Here is a 19,607-nt window from a genome sequence, read left to right on the forward strand (position 1 = left end):
ATCACCGTAATCACAATATTGCAATATATTCAAAAATAATTCATTTTTGACTCACTCTTTTTTACGCTCAAGGGGACTTACTACCAAATGAGCGAAAAGATGAGTCAAAAAGAGAATAACATATTTCAGTTAGCCCGCATCATCGCAGCGTCTCTTAGAGGGAAAGCAAATGATGAAGAACAACGTACCTTGAGGGAATGGTTATCCGTTTCCACAAGAAACAAAAAGATTTATGACGGATTCAAAGACGGAAAGCGTCTGGAACAAAAAATAGTCGAATCCCAACAAATCAACTGGAAAAACGATTATCAACATTTCATCACCAAACGGCAACGCGCCCGCAAGAACAGAAGGATGAAAACGATCATCCGTTACGCAGCAATACTCACACTCCCGATCGTGGCAGCAGGTATTTTCCTACTCCAAAAGAATGATCAGCAAGCCATTGTCTCTATTTCAGAAGTCATCAAGCCGGGAGAACACAAGGCAGTATTAATCACGGGTGGAGGTGAGCGAATCACGTTATCGGATAGCACGTTATCCCCGATACAGGAACAAAACGGGATGATCGTGAACGTCATGAACAACAAGGTCTCCTATACCCTACCGAAAGATAGCTTATGCACACAAGAAAGCCCTATATTCAACACCTTACAAATTCCTCGTGGCGGAGAATATTTCCTGACGCTTGCCGATGGCACGGAAGTATGGCTAAACGCCGAAACGGAAATCCGTTACCCGGTGCAGTTTACCGGCGACAAGCGCATCGTTTACCTTGACGGGGAGGCCTATTTCACGGTAGCCCCGGACAAGAACAAGCCCTTCACGGTTGTCTCCACTCATGCCAGCGTATCCGTACTGGGAACACAATTCAACTTCCGGGCTTATCCCGACGAGCGGGACGTGCAGACAACACTTGTTTCCGGTTCCGTGATCATGCAATCAGAAAAATACAAACAACAAATCAAGCTGATTCCCGGTGAACAGGGAGTGCTGGAAAAGAATTCTGCCAAGCTCACGAAACAGAAAGTGAACACGTACCTCTACACGGCATGGAAAGACGGGCGTTTCGCTTTCCGAAATGCACGGTTGGAAGACTTGTTCAGTATCCTCGCCCGCTGGTATGATCTCAGTATCTTCTACCAGTCCTCGGAAGCCAAAGACATCCGGTTCACGGGTGATTTGAACAAAACCGATGATTTCAAATCCATACTAAAAATAATCGAACAAAATGAACGAGTAACATTTACAGTAAATCAACGCACAGTTTTTATTCAAGCAAAATAAAAAAGGCATCTGACGCTCGCAACATCAAATGCCCAAACTATTTTCTAGTTCTCATTAAAAACATTACAAATGTATGAAAAAAATGGACAAAAACAGCCATTCCTCGGGTGGATTATGGCAAAAACAAGTAAGAGTTATGAAGTTATGCTTTATCTTGACATTTATCGGCATCATGCACCTTTCGGCAGCCACCTATTCACAAGATACACGACTGGATTTAAAGGTGAAGAATGCCACCCTCGAAAGTGTGATGAACAACATCCGCACACAATCGGAGTACAGCTTCTTTTTCGATGATGTAGCCGTGAAAAAGATCTCGAACATCACGCTGGACCTGAAAGGGGCCTCGATTGAAGAGGTATTGACAACGTGCTTGAAGAACACGGGATTCTCGTTCCGGGTACTTGACAAAACGATCATTCTCTTCCGGGAAAAGGCGAAAGATGAGAAAAAGAAATCTTACCTGATCGAAGGAAAAGTACTAGACGAGAATAATCGTCCCATGCCGGGAGTAACCGTGCTTCTCGATAGCACAAAAGTAGGAACGGCCACGGATACTGCCGGACACTTCGTGTTACCCCTACCGCAACCTAAGGGAATATTGGTTTTCTCTTTTATCGGTTACAAAACTCAAAAAGTAAAATATACCGACGGGAAACTGGTTATTGTGAAAATGCAACCCGATGTATCAGGATTGGATGAAGTGCAAGTTATCGCTTACGGTTCCCAGAAGAAACGTACAGTGATCAGTGCTATTTCCACGTTGAAAGCCGACGAGATGAAGGAACTCCCGACGCATAGCTTGGAGAGCCTGTTGCAAGGCCACATGGCCGGCGTGGAAGTCAACAACCTGTCCGGGGCTCCCGGTGGCGGTGGTTCCATCGTGGCTATCCGGGGATATAACTCTTTTTTCACGAAAGGGCAAGGAGCCGATGGTGACACCAACGCTGAAGGTGACGACCGGGCATACGGAACCCCACTTTACGTGATCGACGGTGTGCCGATGCAGGCATTCAGTTCACCCATCACGGGTGCCAACACGCTTTCGGATATTGACCCGTCAATGATTGAATCCATCGAGGTACTGAAAGATGCCGCCTCGGCAGCCATCTACGGGTCTCGTGCCGGGAACGGGGTGATCTTGATTACCACGAAGAAAGGACGGGCAGGGAAAGCACAATTCACGGCAAACGTGTCGTACTCGGCCTCTTGGTTACCGGAGACTCCTACCCAAAGCGGTGGGCAGTTGGTGCGCCATTATAATATAAATGCTTTGCGCAATTCCGTGAAGCCGTATCAGGGTGACGACGGTAAATGGGTCATTCCCACGTCTTACGAGGAAGTGTACAATTATAATAAAGATTCCAATATTCCCATGTTCAACTATTTCTTCGGGAATGCCAGCAAGGGGAACAATGCCTATGCACTGCAGGACAGTTTGAACGAGTTCTACAATAACTCCACGGACTGGTGGCGATATATGTATCGCACGGCAAACGTGTACAACGCTAATTTACAAGCCAGTGGCGGAACTGAAAATATGCGCTACATGATCGGGGCAGGGTTTTACAAGGAGGAAGGTATCATGATCGGGAGTGATTTCCAACGTGTGAATGTCATCTCGAACGTGTCGGCAAATCCTTCGAAACGTCTTCAGTTGAACAACCAGATTTCTCTTACTTACAGTGACCGCAGCCGGGGAGGAAAAGGAGGTAGCGGGCAAAAAGTAGAAGGAATTTCAGTCAGCCCGCAAAAACAATCTTCCTTGCTACCGGGTACCGGCTACGTGGAGAAATATTTGTTGACCGAGCTCAATTCCAATATCGAAAAGAACCAAAGTTATTCGTTGCGTTACAACCTCGTGCTGGACTACGAGTTCATGCGCGGTCTGAACTTGCGTGTCACAGGTGGTCTGGATTATAACCAGCAAAACCAGAATAATTTTATGCCCAGCACGGCGGACAAGAATTATCATCGTTCTTACACCAAGGGAACGATCTCCAAAAGCATTTCTATCCTGAACGAGAACTTGTTGACCTATGATTTCAAGATCAAACAAGATCATCATTTCAATATATTGTTAGGTTTATCCTTCCAGAAGGATCAATCGTATTTAAACAAAGGTAGCGCGACCGACGGTCCGAACGATTACGTTCACTATGCCTCTGGGTCATGGGGTGATGCCAACGGGTTATTGAATGGCACGTTGGGTGCAGAGAAAGACACGAATCCAAGTTGGTCATCTGCCTTCACCTTTCAATCCAGTTTGGAAGAGGAACGCATGAATAGTTATTTCGGGCGTTTCCGCTACAATTACAAGGAAAAATATATGGTGGAGGCCACCCTTCGGCGGGACGGATCATCCGTGTTCGGAGAGGACGTGCGATGGGCTACTTTCCCTTCTGTTGCCGTGGGTTGGGCTTTCTCGGACGAGGCTTTCATGAAACCCTTCTACTGGTTGAGTTTCGGAAAAATCCGTGCCAGCTGGGGACGTTCCGGACAGAAATTCACTCAATCCTATCTTGCCCACGGGATGATGAGTAACTCGAATGTGCAATTTTTCGGGCAACAAGGTATGGCTCCCGATGTTACCGGGGGATTGTTGAACCGGAAATTAAGCTGGGAAAAAACAGACCAGTATGACATCGGGTTGGACATGAGTTTCCTCAATTACCGGATCAAGATGACATTGGACTACTATTACCGGTACACGGAGGGACAATTGCAACGACTTGATTTACCGGGTGACTTGAACTACCAACAATTTCAATGGCAGAACGCGCTCGACGTGTCAAACGAGGGATTGGAAATAGAATTAACGGCTGATATTTTACGGGAGACTGCCGTGAAATGGCGGATGAAACTGAACGGCTCACGTAACTGGAACCGTTTCGAGAAAAGTAGCGACGGGTTCGATTTTGGGAATAATGTCATCGGGAAGTCCTTGTATAATATCAAAGCTTACCAGACGGATGGTTACTACAATTCGATGGAGGAACTTACCTATTATCCCCAGCCGCATGGTTATCCACTACCGACTCGTGAAACTGCTGGCATATTTTTCACGGGTACACGGAAGTTAGTCGATAGGAATAACGATGGGGTGATCACGTCGGAGGATCAATATTATGCCGCAAGTCCTCTTCCACTCGCGCACGGTGGATTCATTAACGAGATCCGGTGGAAACAATTCGATGTAAACATTTTCTTCACCTATTCAATAGGAAGGCATATTCTCAAGGAGTATGATGACAGGGCGATCACCCCTTCCACAGAAGGAGGGCCTTTGACACTGGACATCCGTAAAGTGAACGCGTGGACGAGTTCTGACAACAAAAACCCGGATTACCCTCGTTTGATTTCCTACTCGCTAAAAAACCAGTATTCAGGAGAATACGACACGGACATAGAAAAAGTAAATATGTTACGATTGAAACAACTCACGTTGGGTTACAACTTGCACGAGAGGATTGCTAAAAAACTCGGTTTATCGGGAGCCCGCGTATTCCTCACGGGAGAGAACCTGTTACTGATCACGAATTACTCGGGACTCGATCCGGAAATCGTGGACATCACCTCGGGAATAGATCAATTGCAATCTTACCCGCTACCGCGGAAATTTACTGTCGGATTGACCATTAATTTCTAAAGTCTATGATTATGAAAAAATTAATATTTCTTGTATTATTCTTCCCGCTGTTTTCCTGTAACGACTGGCTGGATGTCGAATCTGAGGTTTCTGTTACCTACCGCAACTATTTCCAGAGCGAACAGGATATAGAGGATATTTTTATCACGATCCTCGGAAATGAAAAGAAGATATTTGCTCCCCTCTCGCAGGAGCCTTTTGACTGGACGGGTATGTATTGTGATGACGTGGCAGATGGTGTAAAAGGTTTCCGGAATTTGGAATGGAGTGCTTATTCTTCCAGCCTGGGAAATTACACGAACTGGGGAGGTTTTTACAGTATTATTTATCTTGCTAACATGCTGGAGGAAAATCGTCACCGTTTTCAAAATGTTTCCGAGGAACGGATTAATTACTGGATTGCCCAAGCGAACTTTTTCAAGGGATTGATGTATTTCGAGTTGGCTCGTCGCTGGGGCGAGGCACCGATTGCCCCAGCAACGGAGGATGCCAGCGCACAAGCCAAAAGCCCGGTGGACACTGTACTGGCATACGCCCTTCGAGCCGCGGAAGCCGCTTTAGTCTTACCGAAATATGACCAGTTGACGGATGCCAGCGGGGCAGCGGTCACCAGCAGGCAATTTGCCAGCATCGGTTCCGTCCGCACGTTACTTGCCAATATCTACGCGTGGATGGGCGGCTTGCACGGGGACAATAAATACTGGGAAAAAGCAGAAGAACAGGCCTCTCTCGTGATCGATGGCAAAGCGGGTGCTTACTCGCTCGTGAGCATGAAAGATCTTGTTACCAAGACATTAGGGAAGGCTCGTGACGTGACCGAGGTCATACATACCATTGAAATGAACGGGCAGGATGATGACCGGTATTACCAAGGAACTTTTTGGAATTCGTACCCGGGATTTGCTTTGTTTAATTACCCACACACGACAACAAATTTCGAGAATATAGAGAATGCCACGAAGGAAACTCGGATCTCGGTAGCAAAAGTGCGGGAATTGTATAATGACGAGAATGACTCGCGTATCAAAGAGTACTGGTTGAACTTGGGCGAACCGATTCCTGTAACACAAATGAATAGTGAACAAAAATTAGACACGATCAGATGGTTCTACCCGAACTTTGCTTACCTGAATAAATGGAGAGAAGCCATCTACTCGGTGAATCCGGATGTCAACCTTGGAGATCGCCCCCTAATAGGCATGGAAGGCAACCGGGTTTACTGGCGACTGGCAGACTTGATCTTGTTGCGGGCTGAATGTCGTGCGCACTTGGATAACGCTGACGCCGTGAAGGACTTGAATCGTATTCGCGAACGTGCCGGTTTGATGGAATACGTGGGTTCTACCGTGAAAGAGGATTTGTTGAGAGAGATTTTTAACGAACGTGACCGGGAACTTTTCGGGGAAACTTGTCGCTACTATGACGTGGTGAGGTTCGGGTATTACCGGGAATTACTTGAGGGTAATTTCAAAACGCTGACGGAATCCGACGTGAAAGAAGGCGCCCTCTATTATCCCGTGAGTCAAAACGCATTTAATAAAAACACATTAATGAAACAAAATACATACTGGTCATGGCATCTACAAGATTAAACACACTAAAGGGAATCGCACTGTTGGCATTCATCAGCTTGTGCTCCTGTACTAAATACAACTACATCGACGGGGGAGTGGCATCCGGGGTACACGATTGCAGCATGTGGGAGTATTTCGAGCAACAAACCGTGGATTGGGATTCCACGAGAATCATGATCGAACACGCCGGGATGAAGTCCATCTTCGATGGCTCCGGGCAATACAAGGACATCACGTTCTTGGGCATCACGGATCTCTCCATCGTGAGATACATGCTAGACCATAATGCCAAAGTGGATTACGATAAAGAACACGGGATAGAAGTAAGCCCCGAGGACTACTGGCATCGGGTAAAGGACATTCCGAAAGAGCAATGCGTGAAAGTCCTCGAACAATTAATTATACAGCAACGATTCATGTTGAAGGATATTCCTCAAGGAACGCGTCTCAAGACGGCGGACGGGGCGGAATATGTCGAAACAGGCGGAAAGGTTTTCACCGCATTATCCGGTAATCTTTTTATCTGGATGGAACCGGAAGATTACGCAGGTGTTGAAGACGCGGGTGCAAAGAATCTCTACATCGCGAGGCAGGTGAATACCGGGAAAAACTGGAGGGTCGCCTCTACCGATATTCAAACCACGACGGGCGTGGTACATGCACTAGGGTATGACTTTAAAATCATTAACTTCTAAAACAACGGAACAATGAGAAATTTAATTTATTGGATTGTTTTGGGCTTTGCCTGGTCGTTTTCCGCTTGTCAGGATGTCACGGTCGGCTATCTGGTTGTCGACGAGACAGCAGGGTACGCGAAAGATACCATGTATATTGTAACGAATACGGAAAACGAGTTACAAAGATTGGAAAACATTTTGGCAACATTCTATTCAAATAATATTAGTTTAAAAAAAGAGCTTGAGGAAAAAGAAGCTACTCTTCAAGAAACAAAGGAACAGAAATACGAGGAATTGGATGAACGATTGACGCCGATATGGGATGCCATGGAAGAAGAGGATGCTGATTTTGATGCACTCATGGATCAACAAATGGCTATAGAAGAAGAAATGGATGAGAAGTATGATCCAATTCTCGCAGAAATAGAAACGAGCATAGCTGAATTAAAAGAACAACAAGAAAACCTTGCTAAAGACATGGGCATTGAATCTCCTGAAATATTAAAAACGCAAATTGAGGAGTACCAAATAAAAGTTGACTATAAACTTGCTTGGGTTTCCTCTAAAATAGAGGGAGTGCAAGGCACAGAACCTGTTCTTTATTCGGTTGTTCGTGTAAAAACAGAGAAGGAAGAGAATATCGCAAAATTCATGGAGAACGTTGAGGTACTGGGAGCGGGAATGGTTTGCGTGAAATATGACTCGGAGATTGCGGGAGGTACTTACACCATAACTCTAAAAATAGAGAACGAGGGAAGAAGTCGAATTTTGGAAGATGTTTTCACAATTGTAGCGAAAGAGGTCCCCGCAGAAGAGCCAATCCCCATGCCTGAAGAATAGCAGGATAAAGTTCTGTGAAGTCATAAAGTCCACGAGGTGAGGGGGTGTCAAAAATCATTTTTCAAACTCCCTCCCCCCCTTCGGGGTATGGAGCCTGCAAGCAGTCTCGAATCGGCTCTCGCTCGACAGACAACGAGTAAACTCTCTGTCTGTTCTCGCTTACTCGCCGATTTCCCTCTATAAACAGAGGGAGAGCTAAAATACGCTCTATCTTCGGGAAGAGTCACCAACACCTCCTCTGTTTATAGAGGAGGTGGCACGAAGTGACGGAGGAGTTTTTTGTTATAAAATAACTTTTGACATACCCTCCAAACGCCTGTTAGCAATGAACTTTATGAACTTTCAGAACCCGGAGAGATCGTTGTATCGATAAACATTAATTTTATACATAATGAGAAAAACATTTTACTTGATGGTATTCCTAATCGTGGGAATACTGGGAAATCTGTCAGCTCAAATGACGCTGTTCAAGGGCACGTTTGACGAGGCGATAAAGAAAGCACGGGAAGAGAAAAAAGATTTGTTCGTGGACTTCTGTGCGGAGTGGTGCGGGCCGTGCAAAGCTATGGCCAGCGAGGTATTCACACAACCGGAAATAGGCGAGTATTTCAACTCTCGTTTCGTGTGCGTACAAGTGGATGTGGATGCCAAGGAAAACAAAGATATTGTCAAAAAATACAACGTGGAGGCATTGCCGACCATGGTATTCATCAGCCGCGAAGGGAAAGAAATGCGCCGTGTGCGGGGAGGTGTTCCTGCCGATGCGTTAATCAAGGAGGCGAAAATTGCCGCGGGTGATGAATTGAGTTTTGAACAATTGTATGACAAGTACAAGAAAAAGAAAAACGATTTCGACATACAGCAACAGTTGCTACTTGAGGCACCCATGTTTATCCCCACGCAAGTAGGGTACGACCAGCAGAAATGGGGTGCCCGTATCGAAAGCCTGTTCCCGGAATATTTGAAAAACAAGAAGATCGAGAACATGGCGAACGGGGCGGATTTCCTGATTCTAACCCTATATCATAGAGGTACATCGAAAGAGGACCCTATCTTTGATTGCATCGCGAATAACTTCGACAAGTTTGCCGAGGGGGTGCAAAAAGACGCACCGGGAGACGGGAAAGAAACCCCGACGGGAAGAGACCGGGTGGCTCACTACTTGATTTCCATGAACAACAGCTATATCATTCAACTTTGCAAACGAGGTGATATTAACTATAAAAAACGGCTGGCCCGGGTTAATGGAGACTTGAAAAATGCCTATGCGGGAATCTCTTTCGGTTCGCTATCCGTTCTGGATGCCATTACATTGTTGGCTGATGCCACGTATGGTTTGTACCGTCACGACGAAAACACGTTCTTCGAGAAAATGAACGTTTATTTTGCGGGGAAAGGTGAGGCCACGGAGTTGGCGGACTACACGCAACCTTTGCAGGACTTGGCTACCGTGTACGAGGGGAAAATGTCTGAAAACGCTTACGGGAAATGTATCGACTGGATTGCCAAAGCGCTAACCTACGAGATGGTTGTTCCTACCCGTGTACGTTTACTTATGATGATGGGCGACTGCCTGAAGAACACGGGTGAAACCGCGAAGGCAAAACAATCCTATAACCAAGCATTCATTGCCAGTGCCGGGATCGAGAATAAAGCAGAAATGAAACAGTTACAACAAATGATTCAACAATCGTTACAAGGTTTATGAAAAAAATTTTACTCCTTATTATAATAAGTATTCAAATTCCGGGCCTCCTGTACGCGCAGGATGACACCAAGATATTTCGTCATGGGCAACTGGATAACGGGTTAACTTACTACGTACGCCACACGACGATGCAACCGGGAAAAGCCGATTTTTACCTCGTGCAAAACGTGGGGGCTCTCATGGAAGAGGATAATCAAAACGGGCTGGCCCATTTCCTGGAACACATGGCCTTCAACGGGACCAAGAGTTTCAAGGAGGGTATTCCTCATTTCCTGAAACGCCGGGGTGTGACCCAGTTCAATGCCCAGACGGGACAGGACGAAACGGTGTACTACATGACGGGCGTGGCGACGGCCGACACGGGACTGGTGGATTCCTGCCTTCTCGTGATGAAAGACTGGTCGGGTTTCCTGTTGCTGGACCCGGTGGAGATTGACAAGGAGCGAGGCGTGATTAAAGAAGAACGCCGGAGTCGCCGGAACCTAGGGATGCGCTTGAGAGAACAGACAGATCCCTACGTGTTCAATCACAGCAAGTATGCCACGAGAAATATCATCGGTAGCGAAGAGATCATACAGAACTTCACACCGGACGAGTTGCGGGCTTATTACAAGGACTTCTACCGTCCGGATCAGCAGGCCGTGATCGTGGTCGGGGACGTGGATGCCGCTAAAATGGAGGCGGACATCCGGAAACTTTTCAACCCGATCCCGAAACGGGTGAACCCGAAACCCCGGTTGGTGTACGGGATCCCGGATAACGAGGAACCTCTCTACACGAAAGCTTTCGACAAGGAAATGACGGAATCATCCGTCACTCTATTGAAACGCGTGAAACAGACTCCCCCGACATCCCTGAAGGAAATGATGAAAAGGAATCTGATCAATCGTTTTTACAACCAGATTGTCGAGAAATACTTGCAAAAGTATATCGAAAGTAAAAACCCGTCGTTCGTGCAAACAATGGTTGGTTTCAACGGGTTAGTACGGAATTACGATCGCTGGAACATCTATATGCAGGCTTACCCGGGCAAGGAGAAACAAGCCTTAAAAGAATTACTGGGGGAGATAGAGCGCATACATCGCCACGCCATCAACGACAAGGAAGTAAAGGAACAGGTGGAGGCTTATTTGCCGGGATTGGAAGAATCAGAGAAGTACAAGGATAAGTTCCCGAACGAGGTGTACGTGCAACTCTACCAGAATAATTTCTTAGAAGGAAAACCGATCACGAGTATCGAGGAAGACATCGCTTACTCGCGAGAAATCTTGTCGGAATTGACGGCAAAGGATTTCCATGATTGGATTGCCTCATGGAATAGTAACTACAAGAATTGGGTGTTTATCATGCAAGGGAATGATCCGACCTATAATTTCCCGACTCAAGATGAAATTCTCGATATTATGAAGGAAGTTCGGGAAGGTGAATTGTCCGCCGGCGCGGAAGAAGAGGTGAAAGCCGTCCCCTTGTTGGACTACGAGGTGAAAGGCGGGGAAATCGTGAAAACCAAAAAGATAAAAGAACTAGACGCGGAAGAATGGACTTTATCCAATGGCTGTAAGGTGTATTACAAATTTACGGACCAAGATGGGATTAAAGTAAGTCTGCTCGGAGAGAGCGCGGGAGGATTATCTTTGCTCCCCGCAGAAGATCTTCCCTCGGCCTCGGCATTATCTACCTTGATAATGTATTCCGGGCTGTACAAACACACCATGCCGATGATGCAGGCTATATTGAAAGGACACCAGATACACCCCAACGTGACACTGGGCGAGACATTCGAGGGCGTGAGCGGGTTCTGTAACAATAACGAAACAGAAATGTTGCTCCAGATTATTTATCTTTTCTTCGAGCATCCCCGTTTTGACCGGGGTGATTTTGACAAGTACGTGTACGTCAATCGTCTCCGTGTAGAAAATACACCCCGTACGGTGAATGACACGATCTCGGAACAAATGCAGAAACTCCGAATTAAGGATTCTCCTCGTCTCTGGAAAGAGAGTACGGTGTTCTATAATGCAATGGACTTTGACAAGATGGTGTCTATTTACAAAGATCGTTTCCAGGATGCCTCGGATTTTCATTTCTATCTAACCGGGAATATTCAACGGGAAGAGGCTCGGGAACTGGTAGCGAAATACCTGGGAGCTATCCCATCCACTTTCCGGAAAGAGAAAGCCGTACATCATGACTTGCGGATAAAAGGTTCCATGACCGAAACGATCCTGGCAAATATCCCGGACAACAAGTACATGACGACCATCGAATTCTCAAACACGTTGAAATTGAAGCCGGTGGAGGACTTGGCTATCGACGTGATCCGCACGGTACTATCCAACCGGTACCAAGAGATCATTCGGGAAGATGAAGGCGGAGCATACGGGGTGAATGTCGGTGCAGCATACGAAAACTATCCGAGACCGGCACAGAATATCGTTATCAACTTTCAGAGTAACACGGAGAAAGGTGACCGGATGCGAGCCATCGTCCACGAACAGATTGATAAACTCGTTGCCGAGGGCGTGAGCGAGGAAGACGTGGAAGATATGGTGCTGATGATGAAGAAAGGACGTGTCGGGGTGCTGGAAAACCGGGGTAATGCCCACTGGCAGGATGCCTTGCGCCTCTATGCTGAAACGGGCAAAAATATAGATTCGCCCGAATTATTCGAGAATCCGATTAAAAAATTAAATGCAAAAATAGTACAAGAAGTCGCTAAGAAATTCTTTGCAACGGCTGAATGTATCGACATCGTAGTGAGATCCAAATAAGGTGCAACTTTAATTTTCTCAATGGAGGGGCCTACAAAAGCCCCTCTGTTTTCTTTTTCCCACGGGCATTGAGCCGGAAACTCATCACAGTTAAATCATCCGATTGCTCAGCCTTCCCGACAAAACGTTTCACGTCCCCAACCACTTTCTCCACCATTTGCCGTGGTGCTAGTTGGGAATGACTTGCCACCAAGTTAAACAACCGATCTATCTTATAAAATTTAGATCGTTCATTTTGAGCTTCCGACACCCCATCTGTGTACAAAAGCAACTGAGAACCCGGAGCAAAATAACATTCCTGTTCCTCGTAATCATAATCGGAAGTAACACCCAAAGGTAAATTATCCGCAGTCTTGAAGAAAGACACGGTTCCATCCGGAGCAATCAATAACGGGTAAGGATGTCCCGCATTACAAAATCTCAGACGATTCGTGTTCAGATTCAATACCCCTGCAAAAAAAGTAATAAACATACTCGTGTTCCCGGTCCGAATCAAACTCTGGTTCATTAGATTCATGATATAATTCAAAGAGGTATCCCGCAGAGCCAAAGATCGCATCTGGCTGATCGTGGTTGCCATAAACAAGGAGGCAGGAACTCCTTTCCCCGAAACGTCCCCAATGGCGAAACCAAACTCATCCTCGTTCAGCATCAAATAATCATACAAATCCCCTCCGACCTGACGAGCCGGATGCAACACGGCATGAATATCAATACATTCGGCTCCAAAGGTGGGGACAAATTGTTTCGGAACCATTCCCAATTGAATATCATGGGCGATACGCAACTCACTCTCGATCTTTTCATTCGCTGTCGTCGTCCGACGTAACTGATCCACGTATTCCGTCAATTGTTGCTGCATGAAAAGAAATGATTCATACAATTCCCCTAATTCATCCTTAGACCGGATACGCGGTAACGGTGTGTTAAAGTTCCCTTGTGCCACATCCCGAGCTGAAGCAGCAAATATCGTCAATGGTTTTGTGATTCGTCGCACGGCCACAAAACAAATAAAATAAACAAATAACAACAACAGGACAAAGCCAATCAGCAGATACATATTAAATTTGCTCAACTTACCAAACACCTGATCGTATGGACAAATTACCGCCATATACCAATCGGTTGCCACCACCGGCGTGTAATACACATAGGACAGAACTCCCCCATCGTCCACGATGATACTACCGCTTTTCCCGGCTGCCATCTCGTTTACCAGAATAGTAACATTCGTATCCCGTGCCTCTTTTGCCGTTTCGAACATATTTTGACCAATCATCACCTCCCCTTCCCTGCGCAAGATATAACGTCCCTGTTTGTCAATAACCACGGTATAACTACCCTTGTAAGGCTTGATCGAATCGACCAGATCACGCAACCATCGATTGGTTAAATCCACGGATAAAATACCAATTAGTTCATGCTTTTCCCCATGAACCGGGACCGCGTAAGACGTCGTGATCACATCCGGATCACCCGCATCCCGATAGGGCTTACTCCAGTACCGGTGTTCCCTCGCACCTTTGTACCAGCCTTTTTCAAAATAATTGTAATCTTCACTCCCGACTTGAATGGTCTTCACGGAATCTCCGACCATATATGAATAAGGGGCAAAGTAATGTCCCTTTTCCGGGAAATAGTAAGGTTCAAAAGCAATCGCACAACCAAAAATCTCCGGGTTATCTTTTACAATCCTCCGAGTGATACCAAACAAAGAATCCGGCTCCTTTACATATTCAACGATCATCCATCCTAGATTTTCAGGAATCTTTTCCACCTTACTCAATAACGCACTCACACGTAAATTTGCCTGAGCAGCCATACTCTCTATCTTATCCTCGGCCTCTTGCGACAACGTTTCCGTTGAGTAGTGATAAAATACGCCCACTAAAACAAAAGAAAGAATTGTAATGAACGAAATCACATACAAACTCAATTTAGCAGGAAAAGATTTTTTATATCGATCAAATATCATAATTATCAATTGATGAAAAGTTCCTTATTATACCCCGTTATAATAAGCCACGAATATACAAAAAAACTATAAAACTAGTACAAAAAAATAATTATTCAAGAGTCTTTTCCCAAGTGATTCCGGCTAACAAGCTCCATCAGTACTGATTGGAAAAAATAAACTTGTAAAAGAATTTCCACACACGAATACTTCTCATCTGAAATATTTGTTCTTATTAAATATTAATACTAATTTAGTCGCGAATTACAAACGAAAACGTTTTAAATATTTAGTAGATGTATAAACCATCAGAATATTATTTCGTTTTAGCCTACATCGTGGGCGTACTTAAATTGTTCGGGGGACTATGAAAATTCCGCCGGAGTAATTTCAGGCATCTTTTGGCAACAGGTATGTTGCTCTCTTTTAAGCAAAACAAACAACTTAAATCAATAATCTTTTAATTATGCAAAAACAACTATTATTAGGTGTTGAAGCTATTGCACAAGGTGCTATAGACGGAGGTATATCCGGCGTGTTCGCATACCCGGGAACCCCTTCAACAGAGATCACGGAATACATTCAGGAATCGAAGCAGGCTATCGCCCGTAACGTTCACCGGATGTGGTCTGCTAACGAAAAGACTGCCATGGAAACCGCATTAGGAATGTCCTATGCAGGAAAAAGAGCCTTGGTATGTATGAAACACGTGGGAATGAACGTGGCCGCAGACTGTTTCATGAACGCTGCTATTACCGGGGCTAACGGAGGTATGGTTATTATCGCTGCCGACGACCCATCTATGCACTCATCTCAAAACGAGCAAGATTCACGTGTATACGGTAAATTTGCCTTAATTCCAATCATGGAACCCTCTAACCAACAAGAGGCATACGACATGACCCGCTACGCTTTCGACTTGTCAGAGCAAATGGGAACTCCCGTGTTATTAAGAATCACGACTCGTCTGGCACACTCTCGTTCCGGTGTTGAACCAAGAGAGGCTAAAGCCGAAAATGAAATGCGTTTACCGGAAGACAAACGTCAATTCGTGTTACTTCCCGCTATCGCTAAAAAAAGATATAAATTATTACTAGAGAAACAAACCGCTTTCGAAGAGGCATCTGATAACTCTTCTTTCAACCAATATATTGACGGGGCTGACAAATCAATGGGTATCGTCGCTTGCGGTATCGGTTACAACTACCTGATGGAAGTGTTCGGTGGAAACTGTCCTTACCCGGTAGTAAAAGTAAGCCAATATCCTCTTCCGAGAAAGATGATCACCAAGTTGGCAGAAAGCACTGAAAAATTGCTCGTTTTAGAAGAAGGCTACCCGGTAATTGAAGAGGCTTTGAAAGGTTACCTGGAAAAAGAATGTGTACTCGGACGTTTGGATGGCACGCTCCCCAGAGACGGAGAGTTGAACCCGGATCACGTGGCGAAAGCATTCGGCTTACCTTCTATCGAAGGATCGCCTGTACCAGAGATCGTGGCACCTCGTCCACCGGCCCTTTGCGTGGGATGTAGCCACAGAGACGTGTACGCCGCATTGAATGCAGTTGTTGCCGAATACCCGAATGCACGTGTATTCTCTGACATCGGTTGTTACACTTTAGGAGCCCTTCCTCCATTCCAAGCAATCAACTCTTGCGTGGACATGGGTGCCTCTATCACCATGGCAAAAGGTGCCGCAGATGCAGGATTATACCCGGCTGTATCCGTTATCGGAGACTCCACGTTCACTCACTCCGGAATGACCGGGTTACTAGACGCTGTGAACGAGAAAGCTAACATCACGATTATCATTTCCGACAATGAATCCATCTCCATGACCGGAGGTCAGGAATCTTCAGCATTAGGACACCTGGAATCTATCTGTCGCGGTATTGGTGTTGAACCGGAACATATCCGTGTTCTACTTCCCGTACCGAAAAATCACGATGAATTGTGCAAGATCATCCGTGACGAGATCGAATACAAGGGTGTATCCGTGATCATCCCGAGAAGAGTTTGTATCCAGAAAGCTGCAAGAGACGCTAAGAAAAAGAAAAAATAAATTGATTCAAAGATCAATTTAAAATCTAAAACTTAAAATTTAAAATTATGAAGACAGATATTATATTAGCGGGTGTAGGTGGACAGGGAATCCTTTCTATCGCTGCAGCATTGGGGTCTGCCGCCCTCAACAATAACCTGTACATGAAACAAGCCGAGACTCACGGAATGAGTCAACGCGGGGGTGATGTGCAGTCTTTCATGAGAATCTCCGACAAACCGATTTTCTCTGACCTGATCGCCAAAGGAACAGCCGATATTATCCTTTCAGTTGAGCCGATGGAGGCATTACGTTATCTTCCCTATTTGAAAAAAGGGGGATACGTGGTAACGAACGCCACCCCGTTTATCAATATCCCGAACTATCCGGAAATTGAAACCTTGATGGCCACGTTGAAAGCCCTTCCTCACCAAGTAATCATTGACGCTGACAGCATCGCTAAAGAGGCTGCAGGCAACGTACGTGCCAGCAACTTCGTGATGATGGGTGCCGGTTCTCCTTTCATCGAAATTCCTTTCGAATACTTGGAAAAAGGTATCATGGCTATTTTCGAACGTAAAGGTGCCGATGTCGTAGAGATGAACTTGAAGGCATTACGTGCCGGACGTGAATTCGCACAAAACTACATTAAATAATCGGATCTGGGGGAGTTGGCAATGACTCCCCTGCTTTAAAAATACCGGTATTGTCTACTTAAACAATACCGGTATTTTTATTTTAAACAGAAGTAAATTAATAGGTGATGCGAGTACCCGAATTTCGATAAATGAAATTCTTTGCGACCCCTTTTCCCGTATAGGTACGAACCGCCTTCGGATTAATATCAGGAGTCGCTCCCTCCCGATTATATGTTCGCAGTACCCAGTTACCACCCTTGTTAGAAAGAATGCTAAACACATCCACCGGAGTCACCGTACTCGGATCAGAAGAATGTGCAAGGTACACAATCTCTTCATCCGCAGGAATAGAGATCATATTTTTCTTCTCAGTCTGATTACTTGGATTATAATAATGTACCACATTATCTCCCTTCGAATAATAAATGACACCACTATATGCCGGAGGTGTAGATAAAACGCCATATCCTTGTACGGCAAACACCCTACCATTTACAACATCGAATGATGCAGGAATCGTCAATCCGCGATAACCTTTATCATACACGGCATAATAATTTTGCATGACACCGACATTTATCTGCCACAAAGAGGCCACACCAGTCGTACGATCCTTCACAATAGCATACGTTCCTCCTACCGAAGTCGACGAATAAGGTTGCACCCCCATATAAATCAAATCACAATTTGTGAAGTACACCTCACCAACCGGTTTCAGGGAAAGCGGAGAAGCAGATTCAATCGCATTTTTTATCGGATAATGTTTCTGCACATAATACCCGACAAATTCTCCGGCACGATCATCGTAACACAAGCAACTACTACTACCTGCCGTTACCATCGAATTAAGCTGCATATCGTCATTCGGATATGCGTATCCGAAATGTCCACCGCCACCACCACCAAGATAAGCAAAATGAACAGCATTATTATTCATCAACATAAAACCACTTGTAGTTGCCCACACGCCTTGCGGCTTTTTAACAGCGGGTACTTCAAGAAAGGCATCATTCCATCTTTTCAACTGTTTCATACTGGTCCCCTCGTAGATACCCAAATCTTCATCGGTACAAATCATATAGGCCGGTTGCAAGTTCTTCCTCGTCCTATTTCCTTCTGCATCATACACGTAATATGCATATTGGTTATATTCGTAAGTACCTCGTATCGGTTTACCGGACAAACTTTCACCATTAATTGTTTTAAGAATATCCACGTTCAGTTCCCCGTTACGATCGATAAAATCAACATCCGTATATCCATTCTCATATTTGAGAATATAATAACCTTCACTGAAGAAACTGGCTACCACTAACTTCGATTTATAAAATGCTGAAGTCCCATTCGATTTATCTGTCACCTTAAACACCAATTGATAGGTCCCCGGTTCCATCGAAATTGTACAATCAAGTTTCTTACTTACTCCAAGCGTATCATTAGGCGCACTACTCGTTACCGTCCCCGGGAAAGCGTACCACACGTAATCATATTGAGATTCATCTCCTTCAATAGTCGGATCGATAACCAAATTTTCCAGCACGAGAACAGAATAGTTCTCGTCAATCCCCGATTTGATAATAGGAGCAACTACATCCGGGTTCTCATAACTGTAATTCCCGGTGTCCTCCACGCAAGCTGCAAAAGATATACCCAGCAGCATGGCAAATAAATATATTATTTGTTTCATAGTCTTCAATCTTTAAGATGTTTAAGATGCTGCAGGGAATGTTACCCGTGTACTGTCGGCCTCATAGATAGGCCCTTTAACGGCCTCATATTCGGCTAACTTTTCCCGCGCTTTTAGCTGTAAATAATACCTGTAATCCGTAATTAAGGTCTCGTCGAAAGTATTATACCCAACATAATCGATGATGAACCTCATCTTTTCTTGTCCCCACTCCCCGAAGGTGGCCAGATAACTATTCGGTGAATCCCAGTTAGCTGGTTTCGTGGCTTTACCAGTAATTTTAAGGACATACACGACACGATCCTTAATTCCCTGGATGAAATATTCATTAGGAAGAATTTCCATATCCAGCCGATACTCCTCGGTATCCATCTGTGGTGTTCGAGTCATGATCACCGGTAAGGCGACAGACACCTTATTTGCCGGCATCACCATTCTCTTCACCATTTCTGGATCATCGAATGCAACATAATGAGTTCCTGCAACAGCGGCTCCGGGTTCCCCGACATTGGACTGCACGATACGAAACGGGCGATCCTGAGCGGAAGGCGACCCCGTAAGCAACACGTCCAACCAAACCGTATCTATTTGAATAGATCCCGCCAAAAAGAAGGAATAGGATGTACTATCAAGTTGTGGCGTTCCCTTGCTATTGTTATTATAAATATCACGGAAAAAGAAAAGGGAACTTTCGTTATCAAACGTACTGATTTCATTTTCTTGGCAAGCAACAAAGGCCAGCACCGAAATAAAAAAGAAAAATCCGTATTTCATTATTTTATTG

The 19,607-nt window shown here is 45.2% G+C and carries 12 protein-coding genes; 9 read left to right on the forward strand and 3 right to left on the reverse strand.

The window, feature by feature from the left end:
• Window positions 1–99: 99 nt before the first annotated feature.
• From F1644_RS06185 to F1644_RS06215, 7 genes are all read left to right on the forward strand, one after another.
• Window positions 100–1,287 (forward strand): FecR family protein, encoded by a 1,188-nt coding sequence (locus F1644_RS06185; RefSeq protein ID WP_158571923.1) that lies wholly within the window; start codon window positions 100–102, stop codon window positions 1,285–1,287.
• Window positions 1,288–1,360: 73 nt separating this feature from the next.
• Window positions 1,361–4,936: a SusC/RagA family TonB-linked outer membrane protein gene (locus tag F1644_RS06190; RefSeq protein WP_229782438.1), complete on the forward strand. Its 3,576-nt coding sequence runs from the start codon at window positions 1,361–1,363 to the stop codon at window positions 4,934–4,936.
• A gap of 11 nt (window positions 4,937–4,947) precedes the next feature.
• Window positions 4,948–6,528, forward strand: coding sequence for a RagB/SusD family nutrient uptake outer membrane protein (locus F1644_RS06195; protein ID WP_118594301.1), 1,581 nt, complete (start codon window positions 4,948–4,950; stop codon window positions 6,526–6,528).
• The gene (locus F1644_RS06200) at window positions 6,510–7,205 is read left to right on the forward strand and encodes a hypothetical protein (protein ID WP_118304823.1); all 696 of its coding nucleotides are present in this window, start codon (window positions 6,510–6,512) and stop codon (window positions 7,203–7,205) included. The genes F1644_RS06195 and F1644_RS06200 overlap by 19 nt, the downstream gene beginning before the upstream one ends.
• A gap of 12 nt (window positions 7,206–7,217) precedes the next feature.
• Window positions 7,218–8,027: a hypothetical protein gene (locus F1644_RS06205; protein ID WP_118304824.1), complete on the forward strand. Its 810-nt coding sequence runs from the start codon at window positions 7,218–7,220 to the stop codon at window positions 8,025–8,027.
• Between the two features lie 391 nt (window positions 8,028–8,418).
• Window positions 8,419–9,735: a thioredoxin family protein gene (locus tag F1644_RS06210; RefSeq protein WP_118304825.1), complete on the forward strand. Its 1,317-nt coding sequence runs from the start codon at window positions 8,419–8,421 to the stop codon at window positions 9,733–9,735.
• Window positions 9,732–12,506: a M16 family metallopeptidase gene (locus tag F1644_RS06215; protein WP_118304826.1), complete on the forward strand. Its 2,775-nt coding sequence runs from the start codon at window positions 9,732–9,734 to the stop codon at window positions 12,504–12,506. The genes F1644_RS06210 and F1644_RS06215 overlap by 4 nt, the downstream gene beginning before the upstream one ends.
• Before the next feature lie 31 nt (window positions 12,507–12,537).
• Here the strand turns inward: F1644_RS06215 and F1644_RS06220 are convergent, their stop codons facing one another.
• Window positions 12,538–14,481: a SpoIIE family protein phosphatase gene (locus F1644_RS06220; protein WP_168044349.1), complete on the reverse strand. Its 1,944-nt coding sequence runs from the start codon at window positions 14,479–14,481 to the stop codon at window positions 12,538–12,540.
• Window positions 14,482–14,926: 445 nt separating this feature from the next.
• On the opposite strand from F1644_RS06220, the gene F1644_RS06225 reads away from it, so the two are divergent.
• Window positions 14,927–16,519, forward strand: coding sequence for a thiamine pyrophosphate-dependent enzyme (locus tag F1644_RS06225; protein WP_087421163.1), 1,593 nt, complete (start codon window positions 14,927–14,929; stop codon window positions 16,517–16,519).
• A gap of 47 nt (window positions 16,520–16,566) precedes the next feature.
• Window positions 16,567–17,154, forward strand: a complete 588-nt coding sequence (locus F1644_RS06230; RefSeq protein ID WP_118304829.1) for an indolepyruvate oxidoreductase subunit beta — start codon at window positions 16,567–16,569, stop codon at window positions 17,152–17,154.
• A 97-nt stretch (window positions 17,155–17,251) separates the two neighbouring features.
• Here the strand turns inward: F1644_RS06230 and F1644_RS06235 are convergent, their stop codons facing one another.
• On the reverse strand, window positions 17,252–18,823 hold the full coding sequence (locus tag F1644_RS06235; RefSeq protein WP_118304830.1) for a PKD-like family lipoprotein: 1,572 nt from the start codon (window positions 18,821–18,823) through the stop codon (window positions 17,252–17,254).
• 21 nt (window positions 18,824–18,844) lie between these two features.
• Entirely contained in the window at window positions 18,845–19,597 is a 753-nt protein-coding gene (locus tag F1644_RS06240; RefSeq protein WP_158571925.1) for a DUF4843 domain-containing protein, read from the reverse strand.
• Between the last annotated feature and the right edge of the window lie 10 nt (window positions 19,598–19,607).

This window comes from Butyricimonas paravirosa, assembly GCF_032878955.1.
Taxonomy (GTDB): domain Bacteria; phylum Bacteroidota; class Bacteroidia; order Bacteroidales; family Marinifilaceae; genus Butyricimonas; species Butyricimonas paravirosa.